This is a genomic window from Sphingomonas astaxanthinifaciens DSM 22298 (assembly GCF_000711715.1).
Classification (GTDB): domain Bacteria; phylum Pseudomonadota; class Alphaproteobacteria; order Sphingomonadales; family Sphingomonadaceae; genus Sphingomicrobium; species Sphingomicrobium astaxanthinifaciens_A.
The window spans coordinates 1071913-1085032 of record NZ_JONN01000001.1 but is presented as its reverse complement, the minus strand read 5'-3'; the positions used below and the strand labels follow the sequence as shown (position 1 = coordinate 1085032).

The following is a 13120-nucleotide window of genomic DNA, read 5'->3' as shown; positions in this document are numbered from 1 at the left end:
GGATCAGGCTCCTGTAGGGGCGGAGAGGAGGTCGACGCGGCGCTGGTGGCGGCCGCCGGCGAAGTCGGTCGAAAGAAAGGCGGTGACGCAGGCCTTGGCGAGGTCGATTCCGGTCAGCCGGGCGCCCAGCGCGATCACGTTGGCGTCGTTGTGCTCGCGGGCGAGCGCGGCCGAGAGCGGCTCGTTGACCAGCGCGCAGCGGCAGGCCGGGTTGCGATTGACCGAAATGGAAATTCCGATCCCCGAGCCGCAGACCGCGATCCCGCGGGTTGCGCGGCCGTCGGCGACCGCCTCGGCGAGCAGGCTTCCGAAGCGTGGGTAATCGACACTCTCGGGCCCATTGGTGCCGAGGTCGAGCACCTCATGCCCTTCCGCGCGCAGCCAGTCGGCGAGCGCGTCCTTGAGCGCGAATCCGGCATGGTCGGCGGCGAGGGCGATGGTCATGCGGCCATCTAGCCGGGGTGCCCGCGAAATGCCACCGTGGCGACATGAAAACGAGGGCCCCCCTGCCTGCCTTGCTGCTCGGCCTCGCCGGGCTGATCCCGCCCGCCGTGCTGACCGCGGTCGCCGTGCTCGACCTCGGGCTGTTCGCGCCGTCGACCCCGGGCTTCGTCCGGACCTATGCGGCGGTGATCCTGAGCTTTCTCGGCGGCACCTGGTGGGCCTTCGCCTGCCGCGAGGAGAAGCCGAGCTGGTGGCTGCTGAGCTTGAGCGTCATTCCGTCGCTCGCCGGCTGGTGGGCGATCGCCTCGTTCCGCCCGCCCGAGGCCCTGTTCGGCCTCGCCGTCCTGCTGCTCGCAGCCCTTGCGGTCGACGCCCTCATGGTCCGCCGCCGCCTTGCGCCGCCCTGGTGGACGGGTCTTCGGGTACCCCTCTCGACCGGCCTTGCCCTCTGCTGCGCGCTGAGCGGCTGGGCGCTGGTCCGCTAAGCGATGACTTGCGGATCGCGACCCAGATTGTAACCTCTCCCTCGCCGAGACGAGAGGGGCTTAGCCATGAGGATCAGTCGTCATCTGGGCGGCGAGCCGCAGCTCGGAATCCTAGTGTTCCTCGTTTGCCTGCCCGTACTTTACGCGCTCGGCACAATTTTCTTCTGGACTGGCGACGGCCTCGTCCACGCCTTCGAGCGCTTCCTGGCGGGACCTGCCAACACACCAACATTGGGTTTCTATATCAGTTGGATCATTCAGGCAGCGGCGCAGGCGATCGCCAACAAGAGGCATGTAGCCCGCGGCGGCGAGGTCGAGGCGGGCGGTTTCTCCTCGGACTGGCTGATCTTCGTGGCCTTCGGAATCTTCCTGTCGCTCGCCTTCACCGGCGGCGGCGCGGGCACCTTGGCAAGCGAGGGCGCCAACACTGCTGCCTGGGTGGCCCTGGGCCTGGTCGTCGTCCACGCAATTCTGATCGTCCTGCGACCCTCCGACCGGCTGGTTCGGGATCGGGGAGATGGACGACCGGCGGATTGAGCGGCGCTAGGCGGCTTCGCGCAGCTCCAGCCGGCTCCAGATTTCGGCCAGCGCGCCGGTCAGCTCGTCTTGCATCGCTTCGTCGTGGCAGGGGCCGGGGGTGAAGCGCAGGCGCTCGGTCCCGCGGGGCACGGTCGGGAAATTGATCGGCTGCACGTAGAAGCCATATTCGGCGAGCAGGATGTCGCTGATCCGCTTGGCCTTGACCGGGCAGCCGACCAGCAGCGGCACGATGTGGGTGACGCTGTCCATCACCGGCAGGCCCGCATCGGCGAACTTGCGCTTGAGCATCGCGGCGGCGGCCTGCTGGCCCTCGCGCTCGGCGGCCGAGGCTTTCAGATGCCGGACGCTCGCCAGCGCCCCGGCGACCAGCACCGGCGACAGCGAGGTCGTGAAGATGAAGCCCGGCGCGTAAGAGCGGATGCAGTCGACGATATTCTGGTCGGCCGCGATATAGCCGCCCATCACGCCGAACGCCTTGCCCAGCGTGCCCTCGATGATCGTCAGCCGGTGGGCGACGTCGTCGCGCTCCGAAATGCCGCCGCCACGCTCACCGTACATGCCGACCGCATGGACTTCGTCGAGATAGGTCAGCGCGCCGTAGCGGTCGGCGAGGTCGCAGATCTCGGCGATTGGGGCGACGTCGCCGTCCATCGAATAGACGCTCTCGAAGGCGATCAGCTTAGGCGTCGCCGGATCGACCGCCGCCAGCAATTCCTCGAGGTGGGCGAGGTCGTTGTGGCGGAAGATCTGCTTCTCGCAGCCCGAATTCTTGATCCCCGCGATCATGCTCGCGTGGTTGAGTTCGTCCGAGAAGATGATGCAGCCCGGCAGCAGCTTGCCGAGCGTCGACAGCGCCGCCTCGTTCGAGACATAGCCGGACGTGAACAGCAGCGCGGCTTCCTTGCCGTGAAGGTCGGCGAGCTCGGCCTCGAGGTCGACGTGATAATGAGTGTTGCCGCCGATGTTGCGGGTCCCGCCCGAGCCCGCGCCGACGTCGTGCAGCGCTTCCTCCATCGCTGCGATCACGTCGGGGTGCTGGCCCATGCCGAGATAGTCGTTCGAACACCAGACGGTGATCGGCTTGGGGCCATTGTGCCCGGCGAAACAGCGCGCGTTCGGAAACGCACCCTTGTTGCGCAGGATGTCGATGAAGACCCGGTAGCGGCCCTCGTCATGGAGCCGGTCGATCGCGGCCTTGAAGACGGAGTTGTAGTCCAACGCTGGTGCCTCTTGCTCGGGCGCGCCTTTAACCAATTCGATCCTGCAAGGCCAATGCAAACGACTCGCAAGTCAGACGTGCCTGATCTCTCCCAGATTGTAGCGGCCAAGCGCCTCGGCCAATGGGACATTTGGTCCTAGTCCGGTGAAGACGGCGATTCCCGGCGGCGCCTCGTCCGGCCAGGACTGGCCCTCGGTGAGATGCGCGATCCGCCGCGCGATGCCGGGCCCGCCGTCGACCTGCGCGACCCCGGGCAGCGCGGCGGCCAGTTCCTCGGCGAGCAGGGGGAAGTGCGTGCAGGCCAGCACGACGACGTCCATGTCCCGGCCCGTCAGGGGCGCGACCGCGGCGGCGACCGCGGCCGGGTCGATCGTCTCGCCCGCAAGCTTGGCCTCGGCAAGCGCGACGAGTTCGGCCGAGCCGTGGCGAAGCACCGTGCAATCGCTGGCGAAGCGCCGGGCGAGGTCGTCGACATAGGGCTGGCGGACGGTCGCCTCGGTGCCCAGCACCCCGATAACCCGGCTGTTCGACTGCTCGGCGGCGGGCTTGATCGCGGGCACGGTGCCGACCACCGGAATGTCGAGCGCCGCGCGGACGAACGGCAGCGCGATGGTCGAGGCGGTGTTGCAGGCGATCACTGCCAGCCGCGGCCGGAAACGCTCGGTCAGCCGCCCCAGCAGCGCCGGCACCCGCGCCGCAATCTCGGCCTCCGAGCGCGTGCCATAGGGAAAGGCCGCGCTGTCGGCGACGTAGACGATCGGGGCGGTCGGGAGCAGCGCCCGCGTGGGCCCAAGCACCGACAGCCCGCCGACACCGGAATCGAAGAAGAGCAGGGGAGCGTCGGCGGCGATGGTCATCTCATGGCCATGTGGCGGTCGTTGCGCGGCCGCGCAATGCTGACTAGCCTTCGCCGCCAGATGAACATCTCCACGCCCATGCTGCTCGCCATTGCCCTCGGCTATCTCCTCGGCTCGATCCCCTTCGGCCTCGTCCTCACCCGGTTGAGCGGGCGCGGCGACATCCGCGACATCGGTTCGGGGAATATCGGCGCGACCAACGTCCTTCGCACCGGGTCCAAGGGCCTCGCCGCCGCGACGCTGATCCTCGACGCGCTCAAGGGCACCGCGGCGGTGCTGCTGGCCGAACTGCTGTGGCCGGGCAGCGGCCGCTATGCCGCGGCGGGCGCGCTCGTCGGGCACCTCTATCCCGTGTGGCTGCGCTTCAAGGGCGGCAAGGGCGTCGCGACCCTGCTCGGCATCCTGCTTGGCCTCGCCTGGCCGGTCGCCGCCATCTACGCGGCGGTGTGGATCGGTCTGCTCCTGATCCTGCGCATCAGTTCGGTCGCGGGCATGGTCGCCGCGGTCAGCGCGCCGATCGCCGCCAGCCTGCTCGGCCGCCCCGACCTCACCCTGATGCTCGCCGGCTTCGCGCTGCTGGTCGTCTACAAGCACCGCGAGAACATCGCCCGGCTGGCGGCGGGGACCGAGCCCCGGGTCGGGCGGTCGCGCGCTTGACCGAGGCCGATCTCGTCGCCCGGATCCGGCTGATCCGGACGCCGAGCATCGGCCCCATTTCCTTCCGCCAGCTCCTCGCTCGCTTCGGCAGCGCCGAGGCCGCGCTTGCCGCCTTGCCCGACCTCGTCGCCCGCGGCGGTGGCCGGATGCCGGCGGTCCCGCCCGAGGCCAGCGCCCGGCGCGAGATGGCGGCGGTGGAGCAGGCCGGTGGCCGCTATCTCGCCATCGGCCAGGGGCTCTACCCCAAGGCGCTGGCCGAGACCGACGGCGCGCCCCCGCTGCTGATCGTCAGGGGCGACCTCCGCCTCCTCGACCGACGGATGGTCGGGATGGTCGGTGCCCGCAATGCCAGCGCCGCCGCCTGCCGCTTCGCCCGGAGCCTCGCCCACGACCTTGGCCGCGAGGGTCTGGTGGTGGTTTCGGGCCTCGCCCGCGGGATCGACGCCGCCGCCCATGACGGGGCGATGGAGAGCGGCACCATCGGCTGCGCGGCGGGCGGGATCGACATCTTCTATCCCCCCGAGAACGAAGCCCGCCAGCGCCGCATGGCCGAGACCGGGCTCGTCGTCAGCGAGTGCCCGCCCGGCTACGAGCCGCGCGCCCGCGACTTCCCCCGCCGCAACCGGATCATCGCCGGCCTCTCCGAAGGGATTGTCGTGATCGAGGCCGCGCCCAGGTCGGGGTCGCTCATCACCGCCCGCCTCGCCGCCGAAATGGGGCGCGAGGTGATGGCGGTCCCCGGCAGCCCGCTCGACCCCCGCGCGCAGGGGTGCAACGGCCTCATCCGCGACGGCGCGACCCTGGTCCAGAATGCGGCCGATGTCGTCGAGGCGCTTCGCCCGGCGCTCGGCGAGGTCCGGTCGGGTCGCGACCTCTTCAGCTTCGAAGCGCCCCCTGCCGACACTTCGGCCGAGCCGGACCAGAGCGACCGCGACCGCGTTCAGGAATTGCTCGGCCCGTCGCCCGCGCCGGTCGACGAGATCGTCCGCCTCTCCGGCCTCGAGCCCGGCGCGGTCCAGCTCGTCCTCCTCGAACTCGACCTCGCCGGAAAGCTCGACCGGCACGCGGGCGGCAAGGTCAGCCTCCGTTGAGCCGTCGCCTGCTGCCGGCCGACAAGGTCGCGATCGGTCTGGGCCTGATGTATCTGGCCCTCAAAATCGGCTGGGCTGCGCTTTACGACCGGCTATGGATTGGCGCCGGTTTGATCGAAGGCCTCTTCTGGATACTGGTCTTGGCATTCGGGCTGTCTCACTTCATCGAAGCCATCAGATCTGCTGAGCCTGGCCTCGCCTCTCGGTGGAGGACAGCCGTCTCCCTTCCAATCGTCATGACCGGGCTGGTCCTGCTCAATGGAGCAACAGCGGCTCCCGCGCGCCTCAGTGCAGCACTTTCGCTCGCCGCAAGGTCTTCGGAGATGCACTTCGCCGAGAAGGCGGCAGGGCCGGGTCGAGCGGCAGCCATGCCCTGGGTTGAAGGAATTCCGGACGGCGGTGTTGCGATCGTCCGCTACGCATCGGGCAATCCTGTCGACCTGGCGATGAACGAGCAACTCAGACTAACAGGCGAACGGATCCGGCACTGCCGAACCATTGGACCGAACGAATATATCTGCGGTTACGACTGACCCGCTTGACGGGCTCGCCGCCGACCATCCACCCTCGTGCGTATGCGTGAAGGAATGAATTCGTGAAGCTGGTCGTCGTCGAATCGCCGGCCAAGGCCAAGACCATCGAGAAGTATCTGGGGCCGGGCCACAAGGTGCTGGCGAGCTATGGCCATGTCCGCGACCTGCCGGCCAAGGACGGATCGGTCGATCCCGACCATGAGTTCGCGATGGACTGGGAGGTCTATGGCGACAAGGCGCGCCAGGTGAAGGCGATCGCCGACGCCGCCAAGGCCTCGGACACGCTGATCCTCGCGACCGACCCCGACCGCGAGGGCGAGGCAATCAGCTGGCACGTCCAGGAACTGCTCAAGAAGAAGAAGGCGCTGCCCAAGGACGTCCAGCGGGTCACTTTCAACGCCATCACCAAGTCCGCCGTGCTCGAGGCGATGGCCGCCCCGCGCGCGCTCGACGAGGATCTGATCGACGCCTACCGGGCCCGCCGCGCGCTCGACTATCTCGTCGGTTTCACCCTCTCACCGATCCTCTGGCGCAAGCTCCCGGGCGCCAAGAGCGCGGGCCGCGTCCAGTCGGTCGCGCTGCGCCTGATCGTCGACCGCGAGGCCGAGATCGAGCGCTTCACCGCGCAGGAATATTGGACCGTCACCGCGCGCTTCGCGGCCAATGGCCAGGAATTTTCGGCGCGCCTGATCGAGCTCGACGGGAAGAAGCTCGACAAGCTCACCCTCGGCGACAAGGGCTCGGCGACCGACGCGAGGAAGGCGGTCGAGGCCGGCCACTTCGCGGTCGATTCGGTCGAGACCAAGCCCTTCAGCCGCAACCCCCCGCCGCCCTTCACCACCTCGACCCTGCAGCAGGAGGCCGCGCGCAAGCTGGGCTTCGCCGCCAGCCACACGATGCGGATCGCGCAGCAGCTCTACGAGGACGGGCTGATCACGTACATGCGGACCGACGGCGTGCAGATGGCCGGCGAGGCGATCAGCGCGGCACGCAAGGCCGTCGCCGACCGCTTCGGCGCCGCGCACCTCCCCGACAAGCCGCGCCAGTATTCGAGCAAGGCCAAGAACGCGCAGGAGGCCCACGAGGCGATCCGTCCGACCGACTTTGCCCGCGAGAAGGCCGGCAGCGGCGACCATGCCCGGCTCTACGAGCTGGTCTTGAACCGCGCGCTCGCCAGCCAGATGGCCTCGGCCCGGCTCGAGCGCACGACGGTGGAGCTGGCGGCCGACCGCGCCCGGCTGCGCGCGACGGGACAGGTCACGCTCTTCCCCGGCTTCCTCGCGCTCTACGAGGAAGGCCGCGACGAGAAGGGTGACGACGAGGACGGCGCGAAGATGCCGCATCTTGCCAAGGGCGACCGGCCCGACAAGCTCGGCGTCGAGGCGGTGCAGAGCTTCACCCAGCCGCCGCCGCGCTACTCCGAGGCGAGCCTGGTCAAGCGGCTGGAAGAGCTCGGCATCGGCCGGCCCTCGACATATGCGGCGACGCTGCAGACGCTCAAGGACCGCGAATATGTGCGGCTCGAGAAGCAGCGCTTCATTCCCGAGGAGAGCGGGCGGCTGGTGACGGCCTTCCTCGAGCGCTTCTTCGAGAAATATGTCAGCTACGACTATACCGCCGAGCTCGAGGAGGAGCTGGACGACGTCTCGGGCGGGCGGCTCGACTGGATCAAGCTGCTCGACGCCTTCTGGCGCGACTTCAAGCCCAAAGCGGGCGAGGTGATGGACCAGAAGCCGTCCGAAGTGACGGCGGCGCTCGACGAATTCCTGTCGCCCTGGCTGTTCCCCAACAAGGGCGACGGCTCGGACCCCCGGACCTGCCCGCTCTGCGGCACCGGCCGGCTGGCGCTGCGCGGGGGCAAGTTCGGCGCGTTCGTCGCCTGCTCCAACTATCCCGACTGCAAGTTCACCCGGAAGTTCGGCCAGGGCGGCGACGCCGCGGCGTCGAGCGGCGAACCGGCCGACCTTGGCGAGGGCATCCTCCTCAAGAGCGGTCGCTTCGGGCCCTATGTCGAGCAGGGCGAGAAGCGCGCCTCGATCCCCAAGGACGTGTCGATCAACCTCGACTGGGCGAAGAAGCTGCTCAGCCTGCCGCGCGAGATCGGGCCGCATCCGGAGACGGGCGAGATGATCTCGGCCTCGATCGGGCGCTACGGGCCCTATCTGGTGCACCAGGGCAAATATGCGAGGCTCCAGAGCACCGCGGAGGTGTTCGAGACCGGCATGAACGCCGCGGTCGCCAAGCTGGCCGATGCCGCGGCGGGCGGGGGCAAGGGCCGGGGCGCGAGCCGCGAGCCGCTGGCGGTGCTCGGAACCCACCCCGAGAGCGCCAAGGAATTGAAGGTGATGGAGGGCCGCTTCGGTCCCTATGTCACCGACGGCACCACCCATGCGACGCTGCCCAAGGCGGCCGACCCCAAGGCGGTCACGCTCGAGGAGGCGATTGCCCTGATCGACGCCAAGGCGGCGAAGGGACCGGCCAAGGGCAGGAAGAAGGCCCCGGCCAAGAAGAAGGCTCCGGCTAAGAAGAAGTGATCCCGCAGGCCCGGCAGGTCGGGTCGGCGGGGATCCGGATCCGGCGCTGGGTGCCGGTCAGCCCGTCGATGAGATGAAGCTGGCCGGCCGGGTCGTCGCCCGCACCCGCCAGCACCCGAAGCGCGATCAGCGCGGCGAGGTTGCCGGCGAGGCCGGTCAGCGCGCCCGTCACCCCGAGCTCGGCGCAATTGTCGCAATCGTCGGCGTCGAAGGCGTCGCCGACGAAGCAGCGATAGCAGGGCTTGCCCCGGAACAACCCGACCTGCCCCTGCCACTGGGCTGCGGCGGCGCTCAGCAGCGGCAGGCCGAGCGCCACGCAGGCGTCGCTGACCGCGAGCCGGGTCGCGAAATTGTCGGTGCCGTCGATGACGAGGTCATGCCCGGAGAGCAGGGCTGCGGCATTGTGCGCCTCGATCCGCCGCTCGACCGGATCGACCTCGACGAAGGGATTGAGGCGCCGCACGAACTGGCCCGCGAGCGCCGCCTTGGGTTCGCCCGCGTCGCGCGAGCGGAAGATCGGCTGGCGATGGAGGTTCGACAGGTCGCACAGGTCGGGGTCGATGATGGTCAGGCGACCGACCCCGGCACCCGCCAGCGCGGGGATCACCGCACAGCCAATCCCGCCCGCGCCGACCACGACGACCCGGCTGGCCTTGAGCCTTTGCTGTCCGGTCCCGCCGAGGTCCGGCAGCACGATCTGCCGGGCGTAGCGGGTGAGTTCCTCGTCGGTCAGCATGCTTCAAAAATCCGTTCGTGCCGAGCGACGTCGAGGCACCATTGCACTGATGTCCCTCGACGTCGCTCGGGACAAACGGGACTTAGCGGCCAGTCGAACCGAACCCGCCGTCGCCCCGCGCGGTCTCGTCGAGCTCGTCGACCTCGTCCCAGCTAGCCTGCGTGACCGCGGCGGGGACGAGCTGGGCGATGCGCTCGCCGCGGCGGATCGGAAAGGCCTCCGTCCCGTGGTTGATCATGATGACCTTGAGTTCGCCGCGATAGTCGGCGTCGATCGTGCCCGGCGTATTGGGAACGGTGATGCCATGCTTGAGCGCAAGGCCCGAGCGCGGGCGGACCTGCACCTCATAGCCGGCGGGAATGGCGATCCGGAGGCCCGTCGCGACCGCGTGGCGCTGGCCGGGCTGGAGGTCGAGATCCTCGGCGGACACCACGTCCATGCCCGCGGCATGTTCGGTCGCATAGGCGGGCAGGGGAAGCCCCTCGCCGTGGGGCAGGCGGGCAATCTGGATACGGATCATGCAAGGTCCTGGGCAATGCGGGTGACGAGCGCGCGGGCGAGTTGCTCCTTGGGGCCGGCCCCGAGGTCCTCGACGCCCGCGGCGGTGACGAGGTGCAAATGGTTCGATGCGCCGCCCATGACGTCGCCGGAAACGTCGTTCGCGACGATCCAGTCGGCCTTCTTGGCGCTGCGCTTGGCGGTCGCATTGGCAAGGAGGTCGTCCGTCTCCGCCGCGAAGCCGACCAGCAGGCGCGGGCGGTCGGGGTGGCTCCCGAGCGTCGCGAGGATGTCGGGATTGGGGCTGAAGCGAAGCTCGGGCGGGCCGGCGCTCTTCTTCAACTTGGTCGGGCTGGCCGCGACCTTCCAGTCGGCGACCGCGGCGACGAGGATGGCGGCGTCGGCGGGGAGCGCGCCGAGGGTCGCGGCGAGCATCTCCTCGGCGGTCTCGACGTCGATCCGTGCGACGCCCGGCGGGGTGGGGAGGGCGACCGGACCGGCAATGAGGGTGACGCGGGCACCGGCGGCGGCGGCGGCGGCGGCGATGGCGAAGCCCTGGCGGCCCGAGGAGCGGTTGGCGATCACCCGGACGGGATCGATCGGCTCGTGGGTGGGGCCGGCAGTGACGAGGATGTGGCGGCCGGTGAGATCGATTGCCTTGTTCGTCATCCCGGGCTCGACCCGGGATCCCGCTTCTTCTTCTTGACCCGCCGAAGGAAAGAAGCGGGACCCCGGATCAAGTCCGGGGTGACGGGAAAGTTCGGAGAGAATGTCCGCCGGTTCGGGCAGCCTTCCCGGGCCATATTCGCCGCAGGCCATTTCGCCCTCGGTCGGCTCGATCACCGTGACGCCGCGCTTTCGCAGGGTCGCGACGTTGGCGACCGTCGCGGCATGTTGCCACATGCGGACGTTCATCGCCGGGGCGGCGTAGACCGGCTTGTCGGTGGCGAGGAGGAGGGTGGTGGCGAGGTCGTCGGCGATCCCGGCGGCCATCTTGGCGAGGAGATCGGCGGTGGCCGGGCAGACGAGCACGAGGTCGGCCGCGCGAGAGAGCTGGATGTGCCCCATCTCGGTCTCGTCCTTGAGGTCCCAGAGCGAGGTGTAGACCGGGCTCTCGGCCAGCGCGGCGAGGGTCATGGGGGTGACGAAATGACTTCCGCCACTGGTGAGGACGGGGGTGACCGAATGGCCCTGGCGGCGGGCGAGGCGAATCAGTTCGGCGGCCTTGAACGCCGCGATTCCGCCGCCGACGATGAGCAGGATCCGGGCCATGTCAGCCGCGCTCCGCCCGGCGAAGGTCACAAAGGTCACGGGGTCCGCGAGTCGCGTTCGACCCGAAGGTCACAAAGGTCACAGGGTGGCCGAGTCGGGTTCGGCGACGGCGGCCCGAAGCGTCAGTCGCGGTAAGTCCGGGAGGCAGAAAAGTCGGCGCCATCGTCACCATCGTCCGATGCCAGACGAAATCCTACTTTGCTAGGCAGGAACATGAAGGTGCCCCCTTGAGGGCAGCGGCGACGCTCCCATCTCGCGCCCGAAACGACAGGGAGAGCCATGCATGTCCGAATACGTTCCGCCCAAGGTCTGGACCCCCAAGCCCGCGGAAGGCCAGTTTGCCTCGATCAACCGGCCGGTGTCGGGCGCGACCCACGAGACCGAGCTGCCCGTCGGCAAGCATCCGCTCCAGCTCTACAGCCTCGGCACCCCCAATGGGCAGAAGGTGACCATCCTCCTCGAGGAACTGCTGGCGGCGGGGTTCAGCGAGGCGGAGTATGACGCCTGGATCATCGAGATCATGAAGGGCGACCAGTTCGGCTCAGGCTTCGTCGGCATCAATCCCAACAGCAAGATTCCCGCGCTGGTCGACCGCAGCGGGCCCGAGCCCGTCCGCGTGTTCGAGAGCGGCGCGATCCTCCTCTACCTCGCCGAGAAGTTCGGGGCGTTCCTCGGCACCAGCCGGACCGAGACCTTGAGCTGGCTCTTCTGGCAGATGGGCTCGGCCCCGATCCTGGGCGGCGGCTTCGGCCATTTCTTCGCCTATGCGCCGGCCAAGTATGAATATCCGATCGACCGCTACACGATGGAAGTGAAGCGCCAGCTGGACGTGCTCGACAAGCGGCTGGCCACGAGCGAGTTCATCGCGGGCGAGGACTACAGCATCGCCGATATCGCGCTGTGGCCCTGGTATGGTGGGGTCGCGCTGAACCGCACCTACGAGGGTGCGGGCGAGTTCCTCGACGCGCAGAGCTACAGGAACCTTATCCGCTGGGCCGAGCAGATCGACGCGCGGCCGGCGGTGAAGCGCGGGCGGATCGTCAACGTGATGCGCGGCGACCTGCAGCTGCGCGAGCGGCACTCGGCCGCCGACTTCGAGGCGCTGGGGCTCTAGGCGGCCAGCGCGAGAGCGAGAGCAGGGTCGTCGTCGTTGGCGGAAGTCCGCTCGGCGGCGACCCGCTGGCGGCGGCGGGCCCTGCCGGCGCGGCGAGGAAGGAGCGCGCGGGCGCCGACCGCGATCAATGCGGTGACCGGCCGCGCCCTGACGAGAAGTGCCGCCGTCAGCGTGACGGTCAAGGCATCGGCATAAAGGGCGAGTTGCCAGGCAAAGGCCATGGCGAGCTCGGCCGAACCGAGCATCACGATCGTCTCCGCCCCCGCGACCATCAGCGTCAGCATGATGACGAGGAAGAAGAGCTTGGCCCGGTTGAACTGGCTGAGCTGACGGACGGGCTCCTCGACCAGCCAGCGGTGAAGGCTGCGGGACAGCGGGATGTCGGGGATCCAGCGCAGCAGCGCGATCACGGCGACGAACAGATACAGCATGGCGGTCCCCCTCGAGCGGTGAAGGTGGGGGCGCGGTGGGGAGGGCTCAAGGAGTCCCTAAAACGCGTCGTCCCGGCGTCGGCCGGGACCTCAGGACCTTCGCGGGTCTCCTGAGGTCCCGGCCTGCGCCGGGACGACGGTCGTCTGGTGGGACTTAGTTCGCGTCGCCGCGGAGGATGAAGCGGTCGTCGTCGCTGGTGCCGAGGCGGACTTCGAACGGTCCGTTGCCGCTGATCGGGTGGACGGCGATGCCGAGGAGATCGTCCTGGTCCTTGAACAGGTCCGAATATTCGTAGGTGCCGGCGATGGCTTCTTTGACCTCGACCAGCAGGGTTTCGCAATCGACCTTGCCGCCGTCGTTGAGCTGGCGCTCGATCCCGCGGTGGAAGGCTTCATGCGCCTTGTCGACCGCGATCACCTGGCCGGCGTCCTCGTCGAGGACGAGCGCGACGATCCCGACCGAGCCGCCGCCCGGAAGCTCGCAGGTCCCGATTTCCTGCGGGATGGGGAGGGTGGCGCCAGCCTCGACGCCATTGGCGAAGGCTTCGCGCACGTCGGCGTGATGGGGGCTGGTGACCTTGACCGAACCGTCGGCACCCACCGCGTAGAAGCTGGTGAAGAGATAGGGCTCGCAGCCGCCCTCTTCCGACTGCGCTTCGCAGTGCAGCTCGCGCAAGGTGATGGTGACGCTGTCGCTCATTGGTGAAAG

General features: G+C 69.0%; 15 protein-coding genes. 7 read left to right on the top strand and 8 right to left on the bottom strand.

Translation table 11 applies throughout. The features are described 5' to 3' along the window. Nucleotides 1-3 precede the first annotated feature (3 nt). Nucleotides 4-444: a ribose 5-phosphate isomerase B gene (gene rpiB, locus BS69_RS0105440; RefSeq protein ID WP_029940958.1), complete on the bottom strand. Its 441-nt coding sequence runs from the start codon at nt 442-444 to the stop codon at nt 4-6. 44 nt (nt 445-488) lie between these two features. On the opposite strand from rpiB, the gene BS69_RS0105435 reads away from it, so the two are divergent. Together BS69_RS0105435 and BS69_RS0105430 are read left to right on the top strand one after the other, a co-directional pair. Next, entirely contained in the window at nt 489-929 is a 441-nt protein-coding gene (locus BS69_RS0105435) for a DUF3429 domain-containing protein (RefSeq protein ID WP_029940957.1), read from the top strand. 66 nt (nt 930-995) lie between these two features. Beyond that, nucleotides 996-1466, top strand: a complete 471-nt coding sequence (locus BS69_RS0105430; RefSeq protein ID WP_029940956.1) for a hypothetical protein — start codon at nt 996-998, stop codon at nt 1464-1466. A gap of 6 nt (nt 1467-1472) precedes the next feature. On the opposite strand, the gene hemA is transcribed toward BS69_RS0105430, so the two are convergent. Together hemA and murI are read right to left on the bottom strand one after the other, a co-directional pair. Beyond that, complete coding sequence (gene hemA / locus BS69_RS0105425) at nt 1473-2687, bottom strand: 5-aminolevulinate synthase (protein ID WP_029940955.1); 1215 nt, start codon at nt 2685-2687, stop codon at nt 1473-1475. Between the two features lie 72 nt (nt 2688-2759). Continuing rightward, a complete protein-coding gene (gene murI / locus BS69_RS0105420) occupies nt 2760-3545 on the bottom strand; it encodes a glutamate racemase (protein WP_029940954.1) in 786 nt (261 codons plus the stop codon). A 36-nt stretch (nt 3546-3581) separates the two neighbouring features. Here murI and plsY point away from each other — a divergent pair, with 36 nt between their 5' ends. The 4 genes from plsY (at nt 3582) to topA (ending at nt 8360) form a co-directional block, all read left to right on the top strand. Continuing rightward, nucleotides 3582-4202 (top strand): glycerol-3-phosphate 1-O-acyltransferase PlsY, encoded by a 621-nt coding sequence (plsY, locus tag BS69_RS0105415; RefSeq protein WP_169738059.1) that lies wholly within the window; start codon nt 3582-3584, stop codon nt 4200-4202. Continuing rightward, nucleotides 4199-5293, top strand: a complete 1095-nt coding sequence (gene dprA, locus BS69_RS0105410; protein WP_029940952.1) for a DNA-processing protein DprA — start codon at nt 4199-4201, stop codon at nt 5291-5293. Before plsY ends, dprA begins: the two co-directional genes overlap by 4 nt. Next, nucleotides 5290-5826, top strand: coding sequence for a hypothetical protein (locus BS69_RS0105405; protein WP_029940951.1), 537 nt, complete (start codon nt 5290-5292; stop codon nt 5824-5826). The genes dprA and BS69_RS0105405 overlap by 4 nt, the downstream gene beginning before the upstream one ends. A 62-nt stretch (nt 5827-5888) precedes the next feature. Beyond that, the gene (gene topA / locus BS69_RS0105400) at nt 5889-8360 is read left to right on the top strand and encodes a type I DNA topoisomerase (RefSeq protein WP_029940950.1); all 2472 of its coding nucleotides are present in this window, start codon (nt 5889-5891) and stop codon (nt 8358-8360) included. Here topA and BS69_RS0105395 read toward each other — a convergent pair. The 3 genes from BS69_RS0105395 to BS69_RS0105385 all read right to left on the bottom strand — a co-directional run bounded on the left by BS69_RS0105395 (nt 8347) and on the right by BS69_RS0105385 (nt 10866). Further along, nucleotides 8347-9096, bottom strand: coding sequence for a HesA/MoeB/ThiF family protein (locus BS69_RS0105395; protein WP_029940949.1), 750 nt, complete (start codon nt 9094-9096; stop codon nt 8347-8349). The genes topA and BS69_RS0105395 overlap by 14 nt on opposite strands. A gap of 82 nt (nt 9097-9178) precedes the next feature. After that, on the bottom strand, nt 9179-9616 hold the full coding sequence (dut, locus tag BS69_RS0105390; RefSeq protein ID WP_029940948.1) for a dUTP diphosphatase: 438 nt from the start codon (nt 9614-9616) through the stop codon (nt 9179-9181). Further along, nucleotides 9613-10866: a bifunctional phosphopantothenoylcysteine decarboxylase/phosphopantothenate synthase gene (locus BS69_RS0105385; RefSeq protein WP_029940947.1), complete on the bottom strand. Its 1254-nt coding sequence runs from the start codon at nt 10864-10866 to the stop codon at nt 9613-9615. The genes dut and BS69_RS0105385 overlap by 4 nt, the downstream gene beginning before the upstream one ends. Before the next feature lie 283 nt (nt 10867-11149). Here BS69_RS0105385 and yghU point away from each other — a divergent pair, with 283 nt between their 5' ends. Next, nucleotides 11150-11980: a glutathione-dependent disulfide-bond oxidoreductase gene (yghU, locus tag BS69_RS0105380; protein WP_029940946.1), complete on the top strand. Its 831-nt coding sequence runs from the start codon at nt 11150-11152 to the stop codon at nt 11978-11980. Here yghU and BS69_RS0105375 read toward each other — a convergent pair. Then, the gene (locus BS69_RS0105375) at nt 11977-12411 is read right to left on the bottom strand and encodes a hypothetical protein (RefSeq protein ID WP_029940945.1); all 435 of its coding nucleotides are present in this window, start codon (nt 12409-12411) and stop codon (nt 11977-11979) included. The genes yghU and BS69_RS0105375 overlap by 4 nt on opposite strands. Before the next feature lie 154 nt (nt 12412-12565). Next, a complete protein-coding gene (locus BS69_RS0105370; protein WP_029940944.1) occupies nt 12566-13111 on the bottom strand; it encodes a hypothetical protein in 546 nt (181 codons plus the stop codon). Nucleotides 13112-13120 lie beyond the last annotated feature (9 nt).

Excerpts from the sequence above, each read along its gene's own strand:
- rpiB (WP_029940958.1), bottom strand. The coding sequence starts at position 444 with ATGACCATCGCCCTCGCCGCCGACCATGCCGGATTCGCGCTCAAGGAC.
- BS69_RS0105435 (WP_029940957.1), top strand. The coding sequence starts at position 489 with ATGAAAACGAGGGCCCCCCTGCCTGCCTTGCTGCTCGGCCTCGCCGGG.
- BS69_RS0105430 (WP_029940956.1), top strand. The coding sequence starts at position 996 with ATGAGGATCAGTCGTCATCTGGGCGGCGAGCCGCAGCTCGGAATCCTA.
- murI (WP_029940954.1), bottom strand. The coding sequence starts at position 3,545 with ATGACCATCGCCGCCGACGCTCCCCTGCTCTTCTTCGATTCCGGTGTC.
- plsY (WP_169738059.1), top strand. The coding sequence starts at position 3,582 with ATGCTGACTAGCCTTCGCCGCCAGATGAACATCTCCACGCCCATGCTG.
- BS69_RS0105395 (WP_029940949.1), bottom strand. The coding sequence starts at position 9,096 with ATGCTGACCGACGAGGAACTCACCCGCTACGCCCGGCAGATCGTGCTG.
- dut (WP_029940948.1), bottom strand. The coding sequence starts at position 9,616 with ATGATCCGTATCCAGATTGCCCGCCTGCCCCACGGCGAGGGGCTTCCC.
- BS69_RS0105385 (WP_029940947.1), bottom strand. The coding sequence starts at position 10,866 with ATGGCCCGGATCCTGCTCATCGTCGGCGGCGGAATCGCGGCGTTCAAG.
- yghU (WP_029940946.1), top strand. The coding sequence starts at position 11,150 with ATGTCCGAATACGTTCCGCCCAAGGTCTGGACCCCCAAGCCCGCGGAA.
- BS69_RS0105375 (WP_029940945.1), bottom strand. The coding sequence starts at position 12,411 with ATGCTGTATCTGTTCGTCGCCGTGATCGCGCTGCTGCGCTGGATCCCC.
- BS69_RS0105370 (WP_029940944.1), bottom strand. The coding sequence starts at position 13,111 with ATGAGCGACAGCGTCACCATCACCTTGCGCGAGCTGCACTGCGAAGCG.